Origin of the sequence: Gimesia chilikensis, assembly GCF_007744075.1 — a bacterium.
In the GTDB taxonomy this organism is placed as follows: Bacteria; Planctomycetota; Planctomycetia; order Planctomycetales; family Planctomycetaceae; genus Gimesia; species Gimesia chilikensis_A.
In genome coordinates, this window is the sequence record NZ_CP036266.1 from 3,330,002 (window position 1) to 3,351,468 (window position 21,467).

20 protein-coding genes and 1 tRNA gene are annotated in these 21,467 nt (G+C 50.9%); 17 read left to right on the forward strand and 4 right to left on the reverse strand.

Annotated elements, in window-relative coordinates:
- Positions 1-176: 176 nt before the first annotated feature.
- Positions 177-1,505, forward strand: a complete 1,329-nt coding sequence (locus HG66A1_RS12640; RefSeq protein ID WP_145184164.1) for a Gfo/Idh/MocA family protein — start codon at positions 177-179, stop codon at positions 1,503-1,505.
- An 89-nt stretch (positions 1,506-1,594) separates the two neighbouring features.
- Here HG66A1_RS12640 and HG66A1_RS12645 read toward each other — a convergent pair whose 3' ends face one another.
- Positions 1,595-1,873 carry a hypothetical protein gene (locus tag HG66A1_RS12645; RefSeq protein WP_145184167.1) on the reverse strand — a complete coding sequence of 93 codons (279 nt, stop codon included), beginning with the start codon at positions 1,871-1,873 and terminating at the stop codon, positions 1,595-1,597.
- A 375-nt stretch (positions 1,874-2,248) separates the two neighbouring features.
- On the opposite strand from HG66A1_RS12645, the gene HG66A1_RS12650 reads away from it, so the two are divergent.
- Positions 2,249-3,403, forward strand: a complete 1,155-nt coding sequence (locus tag HG66A1_RS12650; RefSeq protein WP_145184170.1) for a hypothetical protein — start codon at positions 2,249-2,251, stop codon at positions 3,401-3,403.
- 14 nt (positions 3,404-3,417) lie between these two features.
- Here HG66A1_RS12650 and HG66A1_RS12655 read toward each other — a convergent pair whose 3' ends face one another.
- Positions 3,418-4,545, reverse strand: a complete 1,128-nt coding sequence (locus tag HG66A1_RS12655) for a M20 family metallopeptidase (protein WP_145184173.1) — start codon at positions 4,543-4,545, stop codon at positions 3,418-3,420.
- 27 nt (positions 4,546-4,572) lie between these two features.
- Positions 4,573-5,508, reverse strand: coding sequence for a dienelactone hydrolase family protein (locus HG66A1_RS12660; protein ID WP_145184175.1), 936 nt, complete (start codon positions 5,506-5,508; stop codon positions 4,573-4,575).
- A 504-nt stretch (positions 5,509-6,012) separates the two neighbouring features.
- Between HG66A1_RS12660 and HG66A1_RS12665 the strand changes: the two genes are divergently transcribed.
- The 3 genes from HG66A1_RS12665 (at position 6,013) to HG66A1_RS12670 (ending at position 8,426) form a co-directional block, all read left to right on the forward strand.
- Entirely contained in the window at positions 6,013-6,378 is a 366-nt protein-coding gene (locus HG66A1_RS12665) for a hypothetical protein (protein WP_145184178.1), read from the forward strand.
- Between the two features lie 518 nt (positions 6,379-6,896).
- Positions 6,897-7,055, forward strand: a complete 159-nt coding sequence (locus HG66A1_RS31980; protein WP_197997122.1) for a hypothetical protein — start codon at positions 6,897-6,899, stop codon at positions 7,053-7,055.
- A gap of 339 nt (positions 7,056-7,394) precedes the next feature.
- Positions 7,395-8,426, forward strand: coding sequence for a hypothetical protein (locus HG66A1_RS12670; RefSeq protein WP_145184181.1), 1,032 nt, complete (start codon positions 7,395-7,397; stop codon positions 8,424-8,426).
- 23 nt (positions 8,427-8,449) lie between these two features.
- Here the strand turns inward: HG66A1_RS12670 and HG66A1_RS12675 are convergent, their stop codons facing one another.
- Positions 8,450-9,397, reverse strand: a complete 948-nt coding sequence (locus HG66A1_RS12675) for a hypothetical protein (protein WP_145184184.1) — start codon at positions 9,395-9,397, stop codon at positions 8,450-8,452.
- 446 nt (positions 9,398-9,843) lie between these two features.
- Between HG66A1_RS12675 and HG66A1_RS12680 the strand changes: the two genes are divergently transcribed.
- The 12 genes from HG66A1_RS12680 to HG66A1_RS12730 all read left to right on the forward strand — a co-directional run bounded on the left by HG66A1_RS12680 (position 9,844) and on the right by HG66A1_RS12730 (position 21,253).
- On the forward strand, positions 9,844-11,229 hold the full coding sequence (locus HG66A1_RS12680) for a neutral/alkaline non-lysosomal ceramidase N-terminal domain-containing protein (protein WP_197997123.1): 1,386 nt from the start codon (positions 9,844-9,846) through the stop codon (positions 11,227-11,229).
- A 208-nt stretch (positions 11,230-11,437) separates the two neighbouring features.
- Positions 11,438-11,511 (forward strand) — tRNA-Arg (locus HG66A1_RS12685).
- 1,005 nt (positions 11,512-12,516) lie between these two features.
- Complete coding sequence (locus tag HG66A1_RS12690) at positions 12,517-12,714, forward strand: cold-shock protein (RefSeq protein WP_145184190.1); 198 nt, start codon at positions 12,517-12,519, stop codon at positions 12,712-12,714.
- 235 nt (positions 12,715-12,949) lie between these two features.
- The gene (locus HG66A1_RS12695) at positions 12,950-13,594 is read left to right on the forward strand and encodes a spermidine synthase (RefSeq protein WP_145184193.1); all 645 of its coding nucleotides are present in this window, start codon (positions 12,950-12,952) and stop codon (positions 13,592-13,594) included.
- An 85-nt stretch (positions 13,595-13,679) separates the two neighbouring features.
- A complete protein-coding gene (locus HG66A1_RS12700; protein ID WP_145184196.1) occupies positions 13,680-14,324 on the forward strand; it encodes a class I SAM-dependent methyltransferase in 645 nt (214 codons plus the stop codon).
- A gap of 378 nt (positions 14,325-14,702) precedes the next feature.
- Positions 14,703-15,599 (forward strand): bestrophin family protein, encoded by an 897-nt coding sequence (locus tag HG66A1_RS12705; protein WP_145184199.1) that lies wholly within the window; start codon positions 14,703-14,705, stop codon positions 15,597-15,599.
- 497 nt (positions 15,600-16,096) lie between these two features.
- Complete coding sequence (locus HG66A1_RS12710) at positions 16,097-16,477, forward strand: hypothetical protein (RefSeq protein WP_145184202.1); 381 nt, start codon at positions 16,097-16,099, stop codon at positions 16,475-16,477.
- Between the two features lie 508 nt (positions 16,478-16,985).
- Complete coding sequence (locus tag HG66A1_RS12715; RefSeq protein ID WP_197997124.1) at positions 16,986-17,855, forward strand: CBS domain-containing protein; 870 nt, start codon at positions 16,986-16,988, stop codon at positions 17,853-17,855.
- Positions 17,856-17,914: 59 nt separating this feature from the next.
- Positions 17,915-18,202: a BON domain-containing protein gene (locus HG66A1_RS31985; protein WP_197997125.1), complete on the forward strand. Its 288-nt coding sequence runs from the start codon at positions 17,915-17,917 to the stop codon at positions 18,200-18,202.
- Positions 18,199-18,615 (forward strand): Na-translocating system protein MpsC family protein, encoded by a 417-nt coding sequence (locus HG66A1_RS12720; RefSeq protein ID WP_145184208.1) that lies wholly within the window; start codon positions 18,199-18,201, stop codon positions 18,613-18,615. The genes HG66A1_RS31985 and HG66A1_RS12720 overlap by 4 nt, the downstream gene beginning before the upstream one ends.
- Entirely contained in the window at positions 18,612-19,655 is a 1,044-nt protein-coding gene (gene floA, locus HG66A1_RS12725) for a flotillin-like protein FloA (RefSeq protein ID WP_145184211.1), read from the forward strand. Before HG66A1_RS12720 ends, floA begins: the two co-directional genes overlap by 4 nt.
- 365 nt (positions 19,656-20,020) lie before the next feature.
- Positions 20,021-21,253, forward strand: a complete 1,233-nt coding sequence (locus HG66A1_RS12730; protein WP_145184214.1) for a putative sensor domain DACNV-containing protein — start codon at positions 20,021-20,023, stop codon at positions 21,251-21,253.
- Positions 21,254-21,467: the final 214 nt, after the last annotated feature.

The window sequence follows — 21,467 nt, forward strand, 5'->3', positions numbered from 1 at the left end:
CGGAGTCTGGGGGAGATGGCCATTTCGGGGTTAATTCTGTTTTCTTTCGCTGGGGCGTCCACTACAATAAATGGATCTTTACTGATTTGAGATTCTTAAAAGTTAAATCACGTTTTAACCGACTAAAGTAACATGGCGTCAGACGATTACTTTAGACATTCAAACAGGAGCACTTCATGAGTCAACGTACAACACGCCGCGAGTTTATCAAACAGAGCTCGGCACTGGGAGCCGCCTTCTGGGTCGGTGGTCAGAGCCTGCTGGCTGCTGAAAAATCTCCCATGGAAAAAATCAATTTCGCCGCAATCGGCGTGGGCGGTAAAGGCTCCAGCGATACAGCGAGTGCAGCAAGCAGCGGTAACCTGGTTGCTATCTGTGATATCGACGATAAGCGTCTGTTGAAATCAGCGGCTCGCTATCGCAAAGCGCAAAAGTTCAATGATTATCGCGAAATGCTGGAAGAGATGGGCGATAAAATTGACGCGGTGACTGTCAGTACCCCTGACCATTCGCATGCTCCTGCCTCCGTGATGGCGATGAAAAAAGGGAAGCACTGCTTCACCCAGAAGCCGCTGACCTGGTCGGTCCACGAAGCCCGCGTGATGCGTGAAACAGCTAACAAGCACAATGTGCAGACCCAGATGGGCAACCAGGGGACTGCCAAGGACGGGTTCCGCGAAGCCGTCGAAGTCATCCGGTCCGGCGTGCTGGGTAATGTGCGTGAAGCCCATGTCTGGACGAACCGTCCGGTCTGGGGTAAAGGCGTCGAGCGTCCACCGGAAGGGGAACCGGCTCCCAAGCACATTCACTGGGATCTCTTCCTCGGCCCTGCTCCTTACCGGGAATTCAGCACGCTGTATCATCCGTTTGAATGGCGTGGCTGGCTGGACTTCGGTACCGGTGCCCTGGGTGACATGGCCTGTCACACGATGAACATGCACGTGATGGCCCTCGATCTGTACGATCCGACTTCCATCGTCGCCGAATCGGAAGGAATGATTGAAAACGAGACTTATCCCAAGTCGACCAAAATCACCTACCAGTTCCCCGAGCGGACCCAGGGCGATAAAACACTCTGTCCGCTGAAGCTGACCTGGTACGATGGTGGTAACCTGCCTCCGGAAGAACTGCTGATGGGCGAAAAAATGAAGCCCAGTGGTGTGGTTCTGATTGGCGATGAAGGCAACCTGTATACGCCGGACGACTACGGTGCAGAATACGTGCTGCTGCCCCGCGACAAGTTCAGCGACTTCAAAAAGCCCGAGCAGAGCCTGCCTCGTTCACCCGGTCACTTCGAAGAATTCGTTGTTGCCATCAAAGGTGGTGAGCCTGCGATGTCCAACTTCAATTATGCCAGCCGCCTGACGGAAACGACCCTGCTGGGTAACTGTGCCATCCGCGCTGGTAAGAAACTGGATTGGGATGCCAAGAAGATGGAATTCACCAATGCGCCGGAAGCCAACAAGTTCCTGAGCCGCGATTACCGTGATGGCTGGTCTCTCTAATCGCTGAGAGCCTGATTCACTGAGATATGAAAACCCCGCAGGACGATTGGTTCTGCGGGGTATTTTCCTTTTACTGTCCAGAATGGAAATCAGCGGACGATATCATCCAGGGCCGAGATGGAGACGACTTCCCGGCGGGAGACGAGGACCCGCTCGCGATTGACGGCGACACCGTGTTTGCCCATTTCATGGACGTACAGTTCGCGGGTGGTGGTCGTATCGCGGAGATCGTGGACGTCGGCCTGTTCCAGAAACAGGTAGTGCTGGTCCTGCCCGATCAGGGTTCCTGCAATCACGTAGAGGCTGGTGAGGTCGATCACGACCGTTTTGCCCACCATTTGATCAAAAAACTGAGAGTCTTCACTCATTTCGCATCCATCAGGTTAGAGACAGAGATTCCAGCCGCCTATTGTGACCGGTTTGACGGTGAAATCAACCGGTGCCGCCCCCTGCTCTTGGGCGTGTGAGGAAATCCCGGGTTGACCCAAAACGATAAATCCCATATGAGAGCGGTTCACAAATCCTCTCCCCTGCCTCTCCTGTGACAATCATGTCTCTGTTTTACCATAAGTCTCATTGGTGAAATGGTTTAGTGTTCTCGTTTGTCCGGTTGGCAGGCGTCAAATTCTGAATCCCTGTTTCAGTGTCGATGTCCTATGACTCTAATATCAGCGCCAATTCGTTCGTGTGTGCCTGCCCTTCTGTTTTGCCTGGCTGTGTTCGGCTGGATTGGTGGAAGGACTGTGGAGGCACAGGTAGAGACGCCGCTGAAAAAGAACTCGATTCTGTTGATGCGGACCGGCCGGATGGTCTCGGGTGAAATCAGCGAAAGCGCGGGAGGCTACCTCGTCACGAATCCGACGGGGAGTATGCTGGTCCCCTTTGCGGATGTGGTGTTTGAGGCTCCCGACCTGCATGGAATTTATAAGAAGCAGCGGGCGTCGATGAAATTTCCCACGGCTAATTCGCATATGGATCTGGCCCGCTGGTGTGTAACGAATGATCTGATCGAAGAAGCGAAGAGTGAATTGCGGGATGCGATTCGCCTGGAACCCAAACGCTCTGAGCCCCAGTTGATGTTACGTCGTCTGATGAACGTCTCTCCCACGAAAGACCGGATGACGATTCAGCAGAAAATCGAAGAGAAACTGGTCACGCAGAAACTGGAAAATGCAGACGAAGCGACTTCACTGACAGGAATCTCCCGGGAACAGTCTGCGATCTTCGTACGCAAGATTCAGCCGATCCTGCTCAATAAATGTGGAAATGCGAACTGCCATGGGAGTGCGACGACTTCTGAATTCAAATTGACCCAGGTCACGCGGCGGTATGGAAATCATCGGATCTACGCCGAGAAGAACCTGGCAGAGGTCATGAAGTGGCTGGACTTCGACTACCCCACCAAAAGCGCGTTGATCGTGAAACCGGAGCAGGAACATCCGCAGCAGGGCATGGTCGTCTACCAGGGCTATGCGGGACGGAAGCAGAAAGAGATAGTTCAGAAGTGGGTGGGCGATGCGGTCGCAGACCGTCTGGCGAATGACAATCTGCGGGCTGACCGGCTGGCCAAACGGGCGGAACGTCGGGTGGGCTTTGCCCGTGAGAATCTATTGAAGCAGGCCGCGGAGATTCGCCCGACAAGTGGCGGTTCCAATTCCGGCCTCGAACAGGCACTCATGGAACAGGATATCCAGGATCGAGCGGCAGCAGGACAGCCGGTGATTCAACAGACCGGCGGAACCAGCGAGGCCACACCTCTGAAGGGAGACCTCTCTCTGATTGCCGATTTTGTTCCGAAGAAGCTGTCCGACCAGGAAATTAATAAGCTGGTAAAACCGAAGCCCGCGGATCCCTTTGATCCGGCGGAATTCAACAGTGGTGTGCCTGCCAGTCCCTGATTAGAGGGTGACATTCAGCAGCACCAGTTCTCAATGAGGGCCGCGAATTTCTCGGTCCCCTGCTCCAACTGTTCGAGGGCGATGAATTCATCGTGTGTATGTGCCTGGCCGATGTCTCCGGGGCCGAAGACGACCAGGTTTTTCATCTCGGGAAACTGGCTGCCGTCGGTGCCATAGGAGACCGTTTTCGCCTGATCTTTACCGGCAATCTTCAGGACTTCTTTGACGATGGTCGAATTCGGATCGGTGTAAACCGGGCTGCCTCCACATTTGAACTGGAATTCAATACCACACTTTTCAGCAGCTTCGCGGGCGCGGGCGACCAGTTCGTCCGGCTCCTGTCCCGGCATGGGGCGGAAGTAAACGGTGCAGATACTCTGCGGGGGTGTGATATTGACGGCAGCCGTTTTGTCGTTGATACCGATGTTCCAGCCATTGGTAGGCGGGTTGAATTCGTCATTCTGCCAGCGGGGATTGGTCATGCATTCTTCGTACAGTTTTTTCATTTCGACGAGGAACGGGATCATGGCGAGGTTCGCGTTGATGCCGGTATCGAGGCTGGAGTGAGCGGCCCGGCCGTGGGAGATGGCCTGGAAACCGTAGGTTCCCTTATGCGCGTAGACGACTTCAAGCATGGTCGGTTCGCCGATGATGCCGTGGGCTTCGCCTGCTGCCATCTCTCGATAGATTTGGGAGTGTTCCGCTACGTTCTTAGCACCGTGATAGCCGACTTCTTCGTCTGCGGTACAGGTGATGTAGAGCGGGTGTTTCAGGTCCTGATCGACGTAGCGTTTGGCGGCCGCCAGCATGCAGGCGATGGAACCTTTCATATCGCAGGAACCGCGGCCATAGAGTTTGTCTCCCTGAATGGTGGGAGTGAACGGACCGAACTCGTCGGTGAACCAGGGATCTGCGGGAACCACATCGGTGTGGGCGAAGTAGGCCATGCCTCCGGGGCCAGAACCGCGACGACCGATGACGTTGGCTTTACGTACGCCTTTGGCATCCGTGTATTCGAGGCGTTCGATTTCGAAACCCAGTTTTTTGAGCTCGGCTTCGACGTAATCGGTGACTTCGATGTTTGAGTAGCAGCTGGTGGATTCAAAGCCGACCAGTTCCTGCGTGTATTTCAGGGCATCCATGAATGGGTTCCGGGTATTCTCTCTGGGTTAAGACTTCAGGTGGCGCTCGAAGTGGGACCGTGTTTTATCCCACATCACGGGGGACAGCACGTGGCCGGCTCCCTCTTCAATATAATAACTAAAGTTTGTTTCTGCATTCATGGCAGCGTAGTTGTTTGCAATTATTTTGACACCGCGGCGGACTTCATCGATGGGGCTGCCCCCATCCAGCTCACCGAAATTCATGTGCAATGGACGCGGGGCGATGAGGGCGGCGATGTCGGGGGTGTCGCCAAATTCGTAGATACCCGGGATGAAATTAGGGAAACAGTGCAGCATGTGTTCGCGGTGAATGCCTTTGTAGGTGGGCAGGCAGCAGTTGCCCACCAGGCATTTGATACGGGGTTCCCAGGGACCGATGAGCCAGGTGTGCGTGGAACCCATCGAATGTCCGTAGCAGCCGATTTTTTCATCGATGACTTCGGGGCGACTCTGCAGAAAGTCGACGGCGCGTTGCATGTCGAGAATATTTTTCCAGGCCATGCATTTGCCGTCGACGACGTAACGCAGGAATTCAAAGCGTTCATAATTCCCTGCTTTGAGCTTGCCGGTCGGGTCCTGGCGTTCTTCGAAGCAGAGGGCATCCGGACAGAGGACCACGTAACCTTCTTTCGCGAGGGCGGCACCGGTGTGGTGCATCGGGTTTCCGGCCAGTCCCGCCGGTTCGCTTTTGCCGAGATGGTACTGACCGGCGTGCTGGTGCCAGACCGCGACGGCGGGAGCGGGATGCGCGGGCGAGACCATATCGGGAATCAGCAGCATGGCGGGAATCGGATCGCCGGGCTCGGCTTCGTAGGTCAGTGACTCAATGCGATAGCCGTCCCGTTGAATGGTATCACGGTGTTTGACATTCAGTTCCGGCGGCGCGGGCCAGTCACCGCCGAGGCCTGCTAACAGTTTTTGTTTAAATTCGGCGGGGGGCATGGGGGAGGTTCCTGTAGAATGATTGGTTTTTAGATGAGCATGGTGAGACGAGTGCTGATTAATACCTGAATTCATGATGAGACATGATATCAAATTTGTTTGTTCCCCGTAGTTTTCATTTGCTGTCTCGATAACGAGTAGCATATGGGGGTAGATAGCGCCCGGAATAGTAACACCGGTCCGAATAGAATTCCGAGTCGATCATGGTGCGGGTTCCAGAAGAGTTTGGAAGCAGTGGCAGAACTGTCAGGTGATCTTGTTTATACCGCACAGGTGTGTAATATGAAACCCTCTGTCAGACTGGATCGAAACTAAAGAAATGAATATTGAATGAAGCCTGATTTTATCATCTTGAGCGAGAGGGAACGCCTGAAACCCTTCAGGAAATACATCGGAAAAGAACTGTCAGAGATTTCCTGTTGGAGGCTGTGTTGCGATGGAGAACCGGACACTGAATGTGATTGTAATCTGGATCTACTGTTTCGAGATGAGAGCGTCTTGTCTATGTCTATCAAAGAAGATGGTCAAAGCATTGAAGCCTATCCCAGGGTTTTTAATAAACCCGTTTGGGCTGTCTCCGATGACGTAAATCGATATGGGTGGCAACGGATAATGCTGACAAAAGATCAACCATGGGCCAAGCTTGTTGAGCAACAGCTGACGCAGATTGATTCAATCATTTTACAGTGGACGGAACGCCGACAGGAGCAGGAAATCAGGCATGAGGCATTGGCTGGATGTCGTTGTGTCTTTGAGAACAATAATTACCTGGTTTTCACCAATCGAGGAGACCAGGCCGAATGGTTTTTTAATCAAATGCCGTATAAATCCGAACTGGCAAATGGTGAGATGTGTCTGGACTCCATCTGAAAACTGGCGAAAACAACCTTGGATCACCAAAAGGATATCGAATGACACTCCCCAGCCGAGGAAAACGCACGATCACTGTGGATGGTATTGATTATCATTGGCTGATTCGAAGTCGAGCCACATACATACAAGAGTGTGAATCCGGAAATATGCTGGCGGCGATCGAACGAGCTGATACAAAGGGGGCAACTCTTGCAGTCGTGTTTCCCTGGGTGAGATTTGAGGGGGAGTATAAGTTCGAAGCCAGGTCCGTGACTCCCGAGATCATTGCTAAATGTATTCGCGAAGCACTACGCGAGGGTTGGCAGCCTGCTATGAGAGGCGCGAGATTTTTGTTTCATTATCCGGATCAAACATCTTAAGCGATGTTTGATCCCTTCGCCTTTAATGGGGAACCTCTTGGGAATTATGAAGTGAAGTCAATCTATGCGATAACAAGCTGTCAGATCTGGGGGACGAGGAACTGCTGGTCGCTTTCTGCGCAGGCGGGATCGAGTGAACCAGCGCGGACGTGCGAGGTGAAACTGGAAATTCAGGGGGATCGTAAATCAGGTTATAATCTGGTAATGAGTCCCGAGGGATTTTTTACTGCCGATTCATGGCATGAAACCCGACAGGCGGCCCTGGAAACAGCACATGAATTATTTGGCGTCGATGTGAAAGACTGGACGGAGTGAATCTGTTTCTCTGGAGTTTCCGTACCAACTTCTTCGCTGCAGCCAATTGCTATTTTTGATGCTCTTCATCACCTGTGCGGCCCGTTTTTTGATGTCTTCCGGGTTGGAGAGTTCGTTAAACCGCTGGACGGTGACGGCCTGTTCCATGTCGCCGGCGTTTTCCAGACCGATCCTGAAGGACGGCTCAGAAAACGCTCGCGAAATCCGATGAACTGCGTTATGCTGCAAGTGAACAAAAAAATCAGTTTCATTTGATCCTGGGTCGGATCGTTCGCGTTGTCAGACTCAAGACAAGACTGTTTTCCCAGCGCCGTTTGTTCTTCAGGATGAATCCGTTCCATGTCAATTCAAGTCAACTGCCCTGTCTGTGCGAAGAATTATAAAGTCAAAGAGGAAGCCGCCGGTAAAAAGCTGCGCTGTAAGGAGTGTGGCGAAACCGTGGCGATTCCCACGCTGGAATCAATACAGGATGAGGACTACGCCGAGAATGACTTTTCCAGCCTGCTGGACGATGCGGTGGAACTGGAAGCGAAGTCCAAAACGATTCGCCGGCCGGTGCGGCGCAAGCCGATGGTCAAGGCCGAGAAGTATGACGGTGATGAAGACGGCCCTGTCACGCGTAAGAAAGAGAATAACTACGTCGAGGATCTGAAGGCGACGTTCCTGATGCTGCTCGATCCGTCCAACCTGTTTATCTTCATGCTGCTCTGGCTGGGGATGGGGCTCTGTTTCTCATTATTACCTTTCGCCGGCACGCTGGGATTTATCGGGCTGATCATCATCCGGGGCTGGTACAGCCATTATCGCTTCTGTGTGATTTATGAAGCGGCTGCAGGTGAGAAACATCTGCCGGAGTTAAGCCCCGAAGAGGGCTTTTTTATCCCGATGGTCAAGTGGATTTTCACCTGGTTCCTGGTTCATTTTCCGGCTTATGCCTATGTGGGCGTGATCTTCTTCCTCAATCCGGAGATCATTGCGGATGCGGGGCTGTATTTGTTCGGAATGGAGACCATTGGTGATAACCTGCCTGCATTTCACCTGAGCATGTTCATGTTTCTGTATTGTATGGGTGTGTTCTTCTGGCCGATTCTGGCGCTGTGTGTGGCCGTCGGTGGTGTGGAATCGGTCTTACGTCTCGACCTGATGGTCCTGACGATTTTCAAATCGATGCCCGCTTACTTCTTTACCGCAACCGGGATGTTCTTCGTGGCGGGGCTGCAGCTCGGCTTGACTTTCGCGAACATCGAATGGGGGATCATGGGCCTGTTTCTGATGCGAGGCGTGATGATCTACGTCGAACTGGTGGCGTTACGAATGATTGGCCTGTATTACCACCACTTCAAGAACCAGTTCGCCTGGTCGTGGGGTTAAACAGACAGGCTCTTTCGAACCGGCTACTTTTCGTGAATCGTATTGATCACCTGGGTGAAGATCGGTGTGAACTGATCGAACTGACCGTCGGGACAGAGGCAGATCATATTGAACTGCACCCGTCCGGTGAGCAGGGTCACCCGGTAGCCACGCTGTGTGCCTCCCAGCAGTGATTTGGTGGTGAAGACAGACTGGCAGGCATCGCCCATTTTGGTGTCCAGTAACTTGTAATCGCCGATTTCTTCGTAGTTGGGGTAGTCGTCCGCCAGTTTGATTTTCATCAGGCGATGGATGCCGACGACCGGCGGTTCGATTTCGTCGGAATCGGCGCCTTGTGTCATCGCCAGGCCGGCACCACCGAGGGCGCCGCCAGTCATGTTGCCTCGTACCGAAATCGTGGCGCTTTCATCGGGGGAACTGAACCTGGCCCAGCTCTGGACGCCCCCCTGCCCGCCTCCGCTTTTGACATTCCAGTTATCGGGATATTCGCAGCCGAAGTCGCCGACTTCCGGGTGGAAGGTCGCATACTTGACGGGGCCTGCCTGCTGATTCTGTGCCGCATTCTGAGCACTCAACGAACTTCCTGCGGTCACCATAAAATAGATCACACCGCCGGTCAGGGCGAGCCCCAGGATACTGCCGCCGACTAACAGCAGAACGGGAGGTTGTGACTTTTCCTGTTCCGATTTTTTACCCTTGGATTTGGCTTTCGTTGTGCCGGCACTGCTGCTGGAGTTACCTTTCTTTTTGCGTGCGCGACGGGCGCGGGCTACAGCGGCACTGTCAAATTCTTCGTCGAAATCATCGAACTCATCTGCGGACGCGGCTCTGGCTTTTTTCTTCTGGCCATCGGCTTTGAGGACAAAGGGAGTTTCGCAACTGCGGCAGTTGACTTTCTTCCCCAGCATTTTGGTGCTTTTCAGTTTAGCCTTGGCCTGACAGTGCGGACAGGTGACGACGATTTCTGGCATTTATGAATTCTCCCGGAAAGAGATGTGAGAGCGACAGTCCCGGGCAGGAGCGGCTGCATCACTGCATTTACTGGTTAGCCTATTCAATCACTTCAGATTTATCCACTACGATATTTGTGAATCGTTGTGATAAACAGAAACAGGGTGATGTGCAAGTCGATCTTGCAATACTCACGGAGAATTCATCGAACGTGGTTTTGTTTTTTCAGAAAGCGACAGACAAAAAACGGAGCAACTCCGTTCTAAAACAGTAACGAAGCCCGTTGATCTGATTGCGTTACTGGCGCGACAGCAGTCGGTCAATGGGCTTTGTTTGTTTTTTGATTCCAGGAGCGGCTGATTTCCCTGTCCGCGGGTTGCTGGTTTCCATCGCTGGCGAGATATGGCATAATCAGGAGAATGGATTACGTTTAATTTCCGCCTGTCTCTGCTTTCGGGAGAATGCGATGGTTGCCTGTGGTTTGAAATTTCTGTCTGTTGTGTTGTGTGTCTGCTGCCTGAGTGGTGGCACGCTCCGTGCTGCGGACGCCGGTTATGCTTATGGTTTCGCGAAGACCGAAATTACTCCCGAGGTCCCGTTACGGCTCTCCGGGTACGGCAACCGGGATACGGTTTACGAGAACGTGGATGAGCCCCTGTATGTGCGGGCCATCGCGATTCGATCGCCTGAGAAAAAGGTCTGTGCGCTGGTCTCGCTCGATTCCATCGGTTTCGCCGGCACGTTTACCGACCGGATTGCGAAGACGGTCAAAGAGAAGTACGGACTGGACCGCGATCAACTGGTGATCTGCAGCACGCATTCCCATACCGCTCCGCATCCGGTGGAGGGCTTGTCGAATATCTTCTCTACACCGCTGACCGAAGCGCAGCGGAATGCATCACAGAAGTACTGGACCCAGGTCGAAGCGCGGATCGTAAAGACCGTCGGCACTGCGATTGAAGATCTCAAGCCGGGAACGATGGCGCTGGTCACCGGAGAAGTCGGCTTTGCCCAGAACCGGCGGGTGCTGAAGAACGGCAAGTGGACCGGGTTCGGCGTCAATCCGGAGGGGCCCGTCGACCACAGTCTGCCGGTATTGAAGGTGACTGATGGCAACGGACGACTGCGGGGACTGGTATTTAACTATGCCTGTCACTGCACCACGTTCGGCGGCGATTACAATTGTCTCAACGGCGACTGGGCCGGCTATGCCGCCCGTTATATTGAAGAGCAACAGGGGGAGATTGTCGCCGTCTGCACGATCGGTTGTGGAGCCGATCAGAATCCGATCCGGGGCAAGAAGGATGTAGCGAAGGATCTGGCCATCGGTCATGGCCGGGCGATCGCGGTGGAAGTTGCCCGACTGCTGAAACAAGAGACGCAGCCCATTACGGCCCCGCTGGGAACTGCTTATGGCAAGGCGGATCTACCTTTCGAGCCTCCAACGAAACAGGAACTGGAAACGGCCCTCGATCATCAGCGGCCGCAGGTCAGACAGCACGCGGCTAACATGCTCAAGCACTTCGAGAAAGAGGGGAAACTGCCGACGAGCTATCCTGCTCCCGTGCAGGTCTGGAAGTTCGGTCGGCAGTTTACGATGGTCTTCCTGGGAGGCGAAGTGGTGGTGGACTACGCGTTGCGGCTCAAGCGGGAACTCAAAAGTGACGACGTCTGGGCGACTGCTTACGCCAATGACGTGTTCGGCTACGTCGCATCAGAGCGGATGCGGGATGAAGGTGGTTACGAGGTTGATTTCTCGATGATCTACTACAATCAGCCGGGCCGCTGGGCGAAAGGAACCGAAGATATTCTGATCAAGCGCATTCACGAACTGGTGCAGCAGGCAGAGTGAATCGCGGCGAAAACAGGGATCGCGCTGGTGACCGGCGGCTGAAAATGGGTGATCCGCAGCCGGAAACCCGAATTTTTTTGAATTCGGGGCCTGCATTGTGTGTTGTAAGTATTGAGCCGAAAAGCACTTTCCCGTTAGAATCCAGCACCGCTTCCGCGACCCCGGTGCGAACTCATTCGCCCGAAGTGGGGTCCATAGAGAAACACAGGCGCCCGTAGCTCAGCTGGATAGAGCAACGGACTTCTAATCCGTAGGTCGGTGGTTCGAATCCACCCGGGCGTGCATATAAGCCCATAAGCGATTAATGCTTATGGGCTTTTTTGTTTTTTGGAAATGTACCTAAATGTGTGGTTTTCATTGTGTACCTGATTCGCTCGCTTCACTTGCAGCTAAACAGAGATTAGAAGGCTCATAGCTGTCTGTGCAAATGATGCTCTTTTCCTCTGTCCAGTTCACACTTCAAGTCACGAAAGTCATGCTGAAAACTTTTGTTGTGTGTGTGGATGACCATTAAAAGAGAATTCTGTATTGGAAGATCGAGGTCTTACCTTGGCCGATTGGGAACTTCCTGTCTGGCTAGAATGCAATTTTAAAGCATGCGTGATCTCAGGAATTTCCGTAATGAGGGATACAGTCTTCCTCACAGTCCCTTGTATCTGTCGACTAATTGGAAAATCGGGCAGCTCGATAAAAAACACAAAGACTCGAAACTACTTGAAAATGAGCATTCTATTGAAGGCGGAATATCTCTGGACAAAGTAGTGAGTATCTACCTCTTCTTTTCTTTTGTCGCGATGTTGTAAATACGTTAAGGGTTGTGCGAGGTTACAAGGGCCTTTCACCCCGTATATCTCCACACGTGTCGGGATAAATAACGAGTCGTAAGTTTCCTGGTCGCCATCCTCAATAACTCCCCGGGATCCTGTAATGAAATCACGGACGCGCCTGAGATAAACGATTTCGCGCCTCTTCGAATTGATCAGAGGCTAAAGCATGCCAGTCCCTCTCAGATATTTAAACCGCAATTTTCCGTTTTTCTGGTACTGACACACTTAACGTTTCGGGACTGGTAAGAACTTCCGTTTCTCGAACTCACCCCCGGTATTTCTTTGAAACTCTCAGTTCAGACACTCTGTTTTAATCTTAGAACTCAGAACAAACACTGTCCCAGCCTGTTGACCTGACAACTTCCGGTCAGTTACGATTCGTCTACGCGGCGAAATGGTCTCTCCAAAGTAGTGTCAGGCAGCTCCGCATCGTATCTCTTTTAGAGGAACGGGACTTAACATGGCTGAAGGCACAATCAAGGTTGTGATGCAGAAGGGCTTTGGATTTATCGACACTGGAACTGGTAATGACCTGTTCTTCCACTCGTCAAATCTCGAAGGAATATCATTCGACCAGCTCCAGACCGGACAGCGGGTGTCGTACACCGAAGGACGTGGTCCCAAAGGACCGTGTGCTGAGAACGTGAGACCAATCTGACGGAACTGAGAGAAACTTCCTTCAAATCACAGCAAAACAAACATGAGCGAACAGGGCCTTCATCTTGAATGTCCTGCTGAATCCAAGGTTAGCCCGGATTACGGAAATACTAGAGTAGAACAGACAGATAATCGTTCTTGCCTGTCAGGCGGCTAACATCTTATGTATCGAAAGCCGCTCTACTATGAAACCTCCGTTCTTCGAGATACTCGCCTATGAACCCACGGATCTCGGTATGTTGTGTTTGCGGCGGCGTGAGTTGCTGTGCGAACCGGGAACGATCGTCACCGAAGTCACGCTCAACCATGAATTTCTGATGAGCAGTTACCTGACAGCTTCCGAGAAGGCCCTGTCGGAAATCGCGCTGCAGATGCACTCTGGATCCAGCCTGCGCGTACTGATTGGTGGCCTCGGGCTGGGGTATACTTCCTGGACAGCGCTGGAATCTGATCGCGTATCACAATGCGAGGTGCTGGAGTTTCTACCACAGGTGATCAACTGGCTGAAGCAAGATATGATTCCGCTGTCAGGCAAGCTGAACGCAGACAATCGTCTCACCATCACTCAGAGTGATATCTACCAGCAACTCGCCAGTCCGCCGGACAAGAGGTATGACCTGATTCTCATCGACGTGGATCATTCACCAGATGAGAAACTCGATGATGGGAATGGCCATTTTTATACAGCCGAAGGATTGCAGCGTGCAAAGCTCCACCTGGAAGAAAACGGGGTGCTCGGCATCTGGTCTTACGCAGAGAGTCCCCGGTTTGCCGACGCGTTGCACGAGGTGTTCCGCGAAGTTCGGATTGAGCCCGTGACCGTTTTCAACAATCTGATCAACGAACAGCAGACTGACTGGCTGTTTTTTGCTCGTGACTGAGTCTGCTGCGAGCAATTTGATCGACTGTTTCTGAACAAGACGTGCCCCCCTGCCCTTAAATGAAAATCTAACAGGATTACATATTGTGCCTCTGGTGGAAATTGAAATCTCAATTCAGACTGCAGTCGTACCCGATGCGATCATTGATTTTCTTAGTGAAGCTGAAGCAAGGATCCGTCATTATCTTGAGAACAGTCCGTGCACTGCTTTGGGTTTTGTGCCAAGCCATTTCGAAAAAGTTTATCACGCCTTGCACGCAATCACGGACGAGAACCTTGCCTGCGGAACATCATTGTGCGAGTGGGGGAGCGGTTTCGGGGTGGTAGCGTCGTTAGCCTCGATGCTTGGATTTATGGCTTATGGCATTGAGATTGAACAGGATCTGGTTGAGGCATCCCGCAGACTGGCGGATGACTTTGGCCTGCCCGTGGAGTTCGTTCAAGGCAGCTTTATTCCGGCGGGCGCCGAAGCCCTTGCTCAGGAAGCCTATGTAGATAACAATTCCGTCTTTCCCTGGCTTATTAATGACGCGGAGGAGGGATACAAAAAACTCCAGCGTGGTCTCAATGAGTTTGACATTGTTTTTGCCTATCCCTGGCCCGGCGAGGATTATCTATTTAAGAGTTTGTTTGAGGAATATGCCGCCGAGGGGGCACTGTTGATGACGTATGACTACCCTCAAACAATACGCGTGCTCAGGAAGCAGAGTGAATTGGCAGCGGGGGCGTAAGCCATTCGGGCTTCCCAGTACAGTCTCCAAGTACCGATTCACTTTCTGACGTTTGATTTCAAGCAGAAACGGTTCTCCCTGCGCCGAGGCTTAACCTGTCAAACTATTATCCATGGTCTGTCACGAAGCACAACGACTCCAGATTTAGTAGTTAATGGTGATAAACGGTATTCAAGACGCATACAGCCCGCTCCTTCTAGCCGAATTAATTCACGATCACCGTTGAGTGCTCAAAGTGCCTCTCATTTGTTGAGCAAGCCCAGAGTCGCTAAATAAAATGCAAATTAAAATGTGAATAGTGTGAAAGAAGTTAATTAGATACCACGTACAATGCATGTCGTGATTCTGACATTCTGTCTGGCGTTTAGGGGAAATAAAATGACAAGTTATCAAACTCGCAAAGGGTTCTGGCATGAGGCGGTTGCTTTGGAAGGGGCGGTTACACTTAAAGTGATTCCCTCGGTACTGATTTTTGGTATTCTCTCAAGTGTTGTTTGTGGTGCTGCTTCATTTATAAAGGATCACTTTCAAGTTTCGTTTGAACTAGATATCAGTGTTTTTGGATTCGCTGGAGTAGCTTTGGGAATACTGCTGGTCATTCGATTGAATGCTGGTTACGACCGATGGTGGGAAGCTCGTACGCTCTGGGGAGGCATCGTCAACCAATCACGCAATCTAATCATTAGTTCGATTACATACGGGCCAGAGAACAAAACCTGGCGAGATAATATGGTCAGGTGGACGGCAGCCTTTCCGCATGTGGCTCGCCATACTCTGCGCAGTGAGCCCCTTTCAGATGAAGTCATTAATTTGATCGGCCCAGACGCTGCCAGTAATCTCACTGCGTCCGGTCATATGCCAAGCACCGTGGCGATGCAAATAGGTGAACTGCTTCAAACTGCTACAAAGCAAGGGGAATTAGACGGTTTCGCATTTATGCAAATTGATCGAGAACGTGCATTACTGATCGATCATCTGGGAGCTTGTGAAAGAATTGTACTGACGCCACTTCCTCAAATTTATTCACTCAAAATCAGGCATTTTATTCTTCTGTTCCTGCTGCTACTACCTGTGGCCATGATCCCTCAGTTAAATACAATCTGGTGGATCCCAATACTCACGATGCTCATCGCCTACCCCCTGTTATCGCTCGACCAGATTGGCGTTGAATTAGAGAATCCGTTTTCGACAGCAAATCATAGCCACCTGCCGCTTAATGATATTTCAGCAACAATCGAACGAAACCTGTTGAGTTTCCTGCATCTGAAACAGTGAGATGTCGGATGAGCCGAGGACATCCCTGATGGATCGAGCTTTCAGTAGAAAGTCTTAAGAATGCAAAGTGTATGTTAACGCGACTGGATAACCGTGCCTGATCACAAGATAGATTTTCCGAACTTTGAGATAATCTCATTAGATCAATTCGAAGTTCGAACAAAGCCCGCTCATATTTCAGCTCCCCTCTCCCGATCAGCGCCGGACCGTTAAGCCGATTAAGCTCTAACTCTGTCTTACTTATTAATCCCTGCTGATTGCTATTGCCTTCCTGTATATTGGAGGTACAATATATGCAGGTGCCAATATTGCACCTGCAATAACAGCTGTGCAAAACCTTAAAACAGAGGATCTGACTGATGCCGAAAGTAAAAATTACAAGGAAGAAATTTCTGGAAGACAGTCAGGGCCGAACTTTCTCAGATGTGTTTAATGAATCTGATGCGCCGTTTGAAGCAGTTCTGAGATTTTTTGATTGTCCGGATCGGCAACGCAGGATGGAAGAATCCGAACTGCATCATGATCGGTCTCCCCTGGCTGGCGTCGTTCGGGAACTTGAAGCTTTGCCGGAAGTCGATCAGTTTCTTTCCGGTGTGCATATCCAGCGAAGCATGCGATTCCGCCAGGCCATTGGAGTTCTGGTACGAATCATCATGGAAGCCCAAGGCTGGGAGAAGACTGGCCGCAAAGGTTCACTGGGGGTCAGATCCCCCAGGAAGACCCGAACCCCCAGGCACAATACGGGAGGGCTGGCATTCTGGTTTAACCGAGGCGAACGCTATCGCAAAACAGATGGTATGCCGTTTCTGTCTGTGAAAGAACGCTGTGAGCAGTTTGAAAACTGTGTTGATTCACAAAACATGTCTATGGAAGCATAGGCAATTTTTCAAAAGAACAATGTCGCCAGAGTACTAAAACGGTGAAACGAATCACATGATTCAGAGTGACACTTGTGTCCTCAAGAAGTTCCATTGCCTGCTTGAAACTGCTGCTAACCAATCGTAATCCTTTCTCTACAACAGCAGTCATCTGCATCGGAATACTGGTGCGTACAGGGAGGAATATTCCACGATGTGTATTTAATTTACACATTCCGCCAAGTGGGTTCCTCTCAGTTCTCAGGAACTTGAATTGCTGTTCTCCGGGGCAGGAATCTGGCTCAACGGAACTATGATTCTCTTTTTGATCATGCAGATCAAGAAAATGATGTGGTTGTCAACAGGCTGCATCAGGTTGAAGATTACCTGCTGATCTGGTCCATCAAATTGCTTCTTGAGATTTCACGCTTGCCTGTTTTGATGCCCTGTTTTAAGCAATTCAATTTCGAAAGCCGGCAGAATGAAACTCAATCAACCTTTAACGGAATTGGTACTTGCGCGAGATCTTATGTCGCAGCAGGTCCATTCCCTGTTACCAGCCACTCCCATTCCTGAGGGGATACATCAGTTACTGACCGGGCAGTATTCTGAGATGCCGATTGTGAACAAGTCGGGTGAGTACTGCGGAATGTTTTCTGAAAAATGTTGTGTGAAAATCCTCTCATACCTGGCAGATCTGATTGACGTCAAACAGCATACTTCTTTTCGGGCTGCGGATGTGATGATTCCCCGTCACAAACTGTTCATGCTGAATCCGGAACACGATGTCATATCAGCAATCTCAGCATTGCTCGAGAAAAAATATACAGGAGCACCTGTAGTTGATTCACAGGGACGCTGTCTGGGTGTATTCTCTGAGAGAACCTGCCTCGGGTACGTGATCGAAGCGATCTACAGTAGAGTACCGTCTGCGCAGGTGCAGGAATTTACTGACTCGGACAGTAATCGACTGATTGATCTGGAGACCGGTCTCCAGAAGATTTTAAGCATCTTTGATGAGACCTTCTACGGTCGTCTGCCTGTCATACAGAATGATGAAATCGCCGGCCAGGTTTCCAGACGAGACGTGCTCAAGCACTCCACAATTCTTTCCAACATCATGCAATCTCGGCTGAATGCACCTCATATCGATGTCGGAATACCTGAGGTAAGGACTGCGGATTATTCGAAAGCGCACGACACATTCCTGAATCATCCTGTCTCGGTATTCACCGAAGAGAATTCTTATACGATCGGCCCTGAAATGAGTCTGCTCTCGGTCGCGCAACTGTTTTTTGATTCCCCACATCGTCGCTTCCCGGTTGTCGAAGCAGGGAAGCTGATTGGACTGGTTGATCGATGTGATGTATTGCGTTCTGCAATCAAACTTTTCAAATAATGCACCTTTAAATAAGCGGACATACGGTTCCGCTGGAATGATATCAGGCTCTAGACGACATGCTTTCTCCCAATACCAATCCGATTGATCGACTGAACTTGAGTGAAAATTCCATTCAGCAGATCAGTTCGTGTGTGCAAAACCGTTTAGGATATTTAATTGATGGCTTTCGGATCGATGACTGTACGACTGGCGTGACTCTCTGGGGGCGTGTCAGTACATATTACAGTAAACAACTGGTCCAGGAAGTTGTTAAGGAACAATGTGGTATCGCCATTGTTATCGATAACATTGAAGTTGAGCTGTCAGATACTGGCTGCGTTCGCTGCAGAGAGAGCTTTATATGAACTATTCCCCACTCACCATGACAGCTCAAGTGGCTCATGCGGTACGCGACTTTCAACAACAGCGCACTGGCCATACTCCCAGATCCGTAACAGTAGTTCTCAGTGAAGGTGTGATGCTGGTGACACTCCATGAGGTACTGACCCCGGCAGAGATCATTCTTTGTCAGACTGACAAAGGTATGGCCCGCTTACGGGACTTTCATCGTGATTCGATCCGGGCCTCGCTCGGCCCTCTGGGAACAGAAATCGAACGAATTGCCGGAGTCGCCCTGCAAGAAGTGGTAGCGGACATTGAACCGGCAACGGGCGATATCGTCCATATTTTTACTACAGGAACTCTGTTGCAGGTGTTTAAGCTCACAGGTTGCTTATCCGCAGAAACATGGGTTGGAAGTGAAAGAGATCCGGCATGAACAATTTCTGGTTTCTGGTGATCGTAATCACTATCGCAAGTGTTCTGTTTTTCGCTGGAATGCGATATTTCTCATTGTGGCTGCAAGCCTATGTCACGGGAACTCGTATTCATCTGTTGTCTCTGATCATGATGTCCCTGAGAAAAGTCGACCCAAAAGTCATTGTCCAGGTCAAAATTATGGCCGTTCAGGCGGGGCTCTCCGATATTTCGACCGACGCACTGGAAGCACAGTACCTGGCTGGGGGAGACGTCCGTCGCATTACACTTGCCTTGATTGCAGCCCAACGCGCTCAGATTGAGCTTGACTGGGATACCGCCGCTGCCATCGATCTGGCGGGGCGCGATATCCTGGAGGCGGTCCAGGTCAGCGTAAATCCCAAAGTGATTTACTGTCCCCAGGAGAAAGCTGGAGTTCGCAGTACGCTGGATGGTGTTTCCAAAGACGGCATTCAATTGAAGGTTCGAGCGCTGGTGTCTGTCCGCACCAATCTCAACCAGCTCATCGGTGGTGCCGCGGAATCGACTGTGATTGCAAGGGTTGGTGAAGGAATCGTTTCCGCAATCGGAGCGTGTGAGAGTTACCAGGAAGCACTGGCCGATCCAACATTGATTTCCCGCAAGGTAATCAATAAAGGCCTGGATTCGCAGACATCTTTCAGTATTATCTCCATTGATATCGCTTCCATAGAGGTAGGCAGGAATATTGGAGCCCAGCTGCGAATTACACAGGCAAATGCTGATGTTAATGTTGCTCGTGCAGAAGCGGAAGGACGGCGGGCAATGGCAGTGGCCCTGGAACAGGAAATGCTGGCCCAGACTCAAGAGAACCAGGCCATGGTTGTTCTGGCAGAAGCGCAAATTCCAATCGCCATGGCAGATACGTTCCGGGCAGGTCTCCTGTATTCAAAACCATTTCAGGAGCGAGACAAGACACAGGACATGGATCTAAAAAGAAATACCCAACAGGGCATCAGACCAGCATCTGCCCCAGATCTCAAGCATTATTCGTGGAACCCAAAACTGGGAAACAGAGGCTAGAACAAAGTCTCTCTTTTTCCAGGCAAATAGATTTACCCCCGACGATCATAAAGTATCAACGATTTCTCCCCCGTCGGAATTATACATATTCAGATTATGCGAGTCCCTGCTTTCCTCTACACACGATTACTGCAGAAGGAATTACCGAGTGCAGGTGTGGGACAGTCAAGCTTTCATCCGGAATCCAGCTTGTGGTTCAACCAAGGATTTAACAGGTCGCATCTTGTTAAATTTTAAGAGATCGTCATGATGAAAGAGGAACCAGAACAGGCAAAGTTGCATATTTGCAAAATACGATTTCAGGACCGGATCAGGAACTGCTGGGGTGGCGACAGCAAGCTACCGGTTCTATCAGGGGGCAAACCATGATTGAATACTCCTTCCCCGGGGATTTGCTGGATCGCATTAAGACACGCTGGCAACAAATTCCCGATGAGCAATTCGCATTGCCTGAAGACACGATTCTCAGGCGGCTCCTGGAGACTTGTTATCATGCTTCGTTTCGTACCAGTGAGCAGAGACTTGTCCAATGTGTCGTGGCATATGTTTCGCCTGGCGACGTTCCTCAAGAAGCTTTACTTTTGACAGACCCTGTGCAAATGACGGATTCTGAACTTGTCCGCCTGTCACCGATAACACAACATCGTCAGACGGTCATTGGTTGTTATCAGGTGGATGAATGGCTTGGTATCTGGGGATTCTTCGAACATGGCCAGGCGTGGGTACAACACTCAGCAGGTGACCCGCCAGCGGTACCAATGCAACCAGGTGATTATCCACCTGACTGTTTGATGATCACAATAGAAGGGCCAGGTGCATTGACAGTATCCCAGGGACGAACAGGCCTGGTGCGTTTACGAAACGGCAGAGTGATTTTTCCGCAGGTGAATCTGCTCCAGACCACAGGAAATCCACTGGGTGATTTCTTTTTTCAATTAGTGAATCGTTTTTTGACTCGAGATCAGTATCAGGAATTCGCAGGAAACGCCGATGAGACTGAGGGACAATTCTCATTGCAGAATATTTATACGACTTCAATTCTGGCTATACTGGAACGAATTCGCTTAAAACGACACGGAGGGAGTGTGGTCATCGCACCAGTCTCATTCGACCAGCCACTCGCTCACATCACTTATACCGTCTTTGAACATGCCGGTTTGTTCGGGGAGATTGTTGACTATAAGAGACTTGTTAATCGGTTATGTGATCTTAATTCAAATTCAGAATCCCCTGCTGAGCATGAAAGCAGTCAAGCTGAACTGGCTCTCCGACGGGCGAGCCAGCAGTTAATTCGAGGCATCAGTCAGATCAGTCTGTTAGCGGCTGTCGATGGTGCGGTCCTGCTTGATGATCTCCTGCGCATTCAAGGATTTGGGGTACGGTTTCCTGTTTTACTACCACCAGGTTCGAGAATAGTAGATGCACTTTCCGGCCGAAAGTACTTGTGTGACCAATGGGGATTACGTCATCAGTCAGTATTTTCATTCTGTCATAAATGTGAACAGGCCATCGGATTAATTGTATCCCAGGACGACGAAGTCAAAGCCGTAAAAGCAGAGCAAGGTCAGCTTTATTTCTGGGATGGGATTCTCAATTGAATTTGCAGGTGGATCATTAACGAGAGCCCTCACCTGTAATCTGTTTCTGCCGGTGTCCTGTCGAGAATCTGCCAGAAGCATCTCTGAATAGTTCAGAAACGTTCTCATTCATAGGTTCATAGACTACGTACCTGATTGCTTATTAGCTGGTGCTGCTCTATAATCGATCGATTCCCCCCTTGCTCCAGGAGATGGAGCTGGGCTTTAGGAGGCT

Excerpts from the sequence above, each read along its gene's own strand:
- HG66A1_RS31985 (WP_197997125.1), top strand. The coding sequence starts at position 17,915 with ATGCTTTCTCCCAATACCAATCCGATTGATCGACTGAACTTGAGTGAA.
- HG66A1_RS12710 (WP_145184202.1), top strand. The coding sequence starts at position 16,097 with ATGGAAGAATCCGAACTGCATCATGATCGGTCTCCCCTGGCTGGCGTC.
- HG66A1_RS12670 (WP_145184181.1), top strand. The coding sequence starts at position 7,395 with ATGTCAATTCAAGTCAACTGCCCTGTCTGTGCGAAGAATTATAAAGTC.
- HG66A1_RS12665 (WP_145184178.1), top strand. The coding sequence starts at position 6,013 with ATGTCTATCAAAGAAGATGGTCAAAGCATTGAAGCCTATCCCAGGGTT.
- HG66A1_RS12660 (WP_145184175.1), bottom strand. The coding sequence starts at position 5,508 with ATGCCCCCCGCCGAATTTAAACAAAAACTGTTAGCAGGCCTCGGCGGT.
- HG66A1_RS12655 (WP_145184173.1), bottom strand. The coding sequence starts at position 4,545 with ATGGATGCCCTGAAATACACGCAGGAACTGGTCGGCTTTGAATCCACC.
- HG66A1_RS12720 (WP_145184208.1), top strand. The coding sequence starts at position 18,199 with ATGAACTATTCCCCACTCACCATGACAGCTCAAGTGGCTCATGCGGTA.
- floA (WP_145184211.1), top strand. The coding sequence starts at position 18,612 with ATGAACAATTTCTGGTTTCTGGTGATCGTAATCACTATCGCAAGTGTT.
- HG66A1_RS12680 (WP_197997123.1), top strand. The coding sequence starts at position 9,844 with ATGGTTGCCTGTGGTTTGAAATTTCTGTCTGTTGTGTTGTGTGTCTGC.
- HG66A1_RS12730 (WP_145184214.1), top strand. The coding sequence starts at position 20,021 with ATGATTGAATACTCCTTCCCCGGGGATTTGCTGGATCGCATTAAGACA.
- HG66A1_RS12715 (WP_197997124.1), top strand. The coding sequence starts at position 16,986 with ATGTCGCAGCAGGTCCATTCCCTGTTACCAGCCACTCCCATTCCTGAG.
- HG66A1_RS12690 (WP_145184190.1), top strand. The coding sequence starts at position 12,517 with ATGGCTGAAGGCACAATCAAGGTTGTGATGCAGAAGGGCTTTGGATTT.
- HG66A1_RS12645 (WP_145184167.1), bottom strand. The coding sequence starts at position 1,873 with ATGAGTGAAGACTCTCAGTTTTTTGATCAAATGGTGGGCAAAACGGTC.
- HG66A1_RS12705 (WP_145184199.1), top strand. The coding sequence starts at position 14,703 with ATGACAAGTTATCAAACTCGCAAAGGGTTCTGGCATGAGGCGGTTGCT.
- HG66A1_RS12640 (WP_145184164.1), top strand. The coding sequence starts at position 177 with ATGAGTCAACGTACAACACGCCGCGAGTTTATCAAACAGAGCTCGGCA.
- HG66A1_RS12675 (WP_145184184.1), bottom strand. The coding sequence starts at position 9,397 with ATGCCAGAAATCGTCGTCACCTGTCCGCACTGTCAGGCCAAGGCTAAA.
- HG66A1_RS12695 (WP_145184193.1), top strand. The coding sequence starts at position 12,950 with ATGTTGTGTTTGCGGCGGCGTGAGTTGCTGTGCGAACCGGGAACGATC.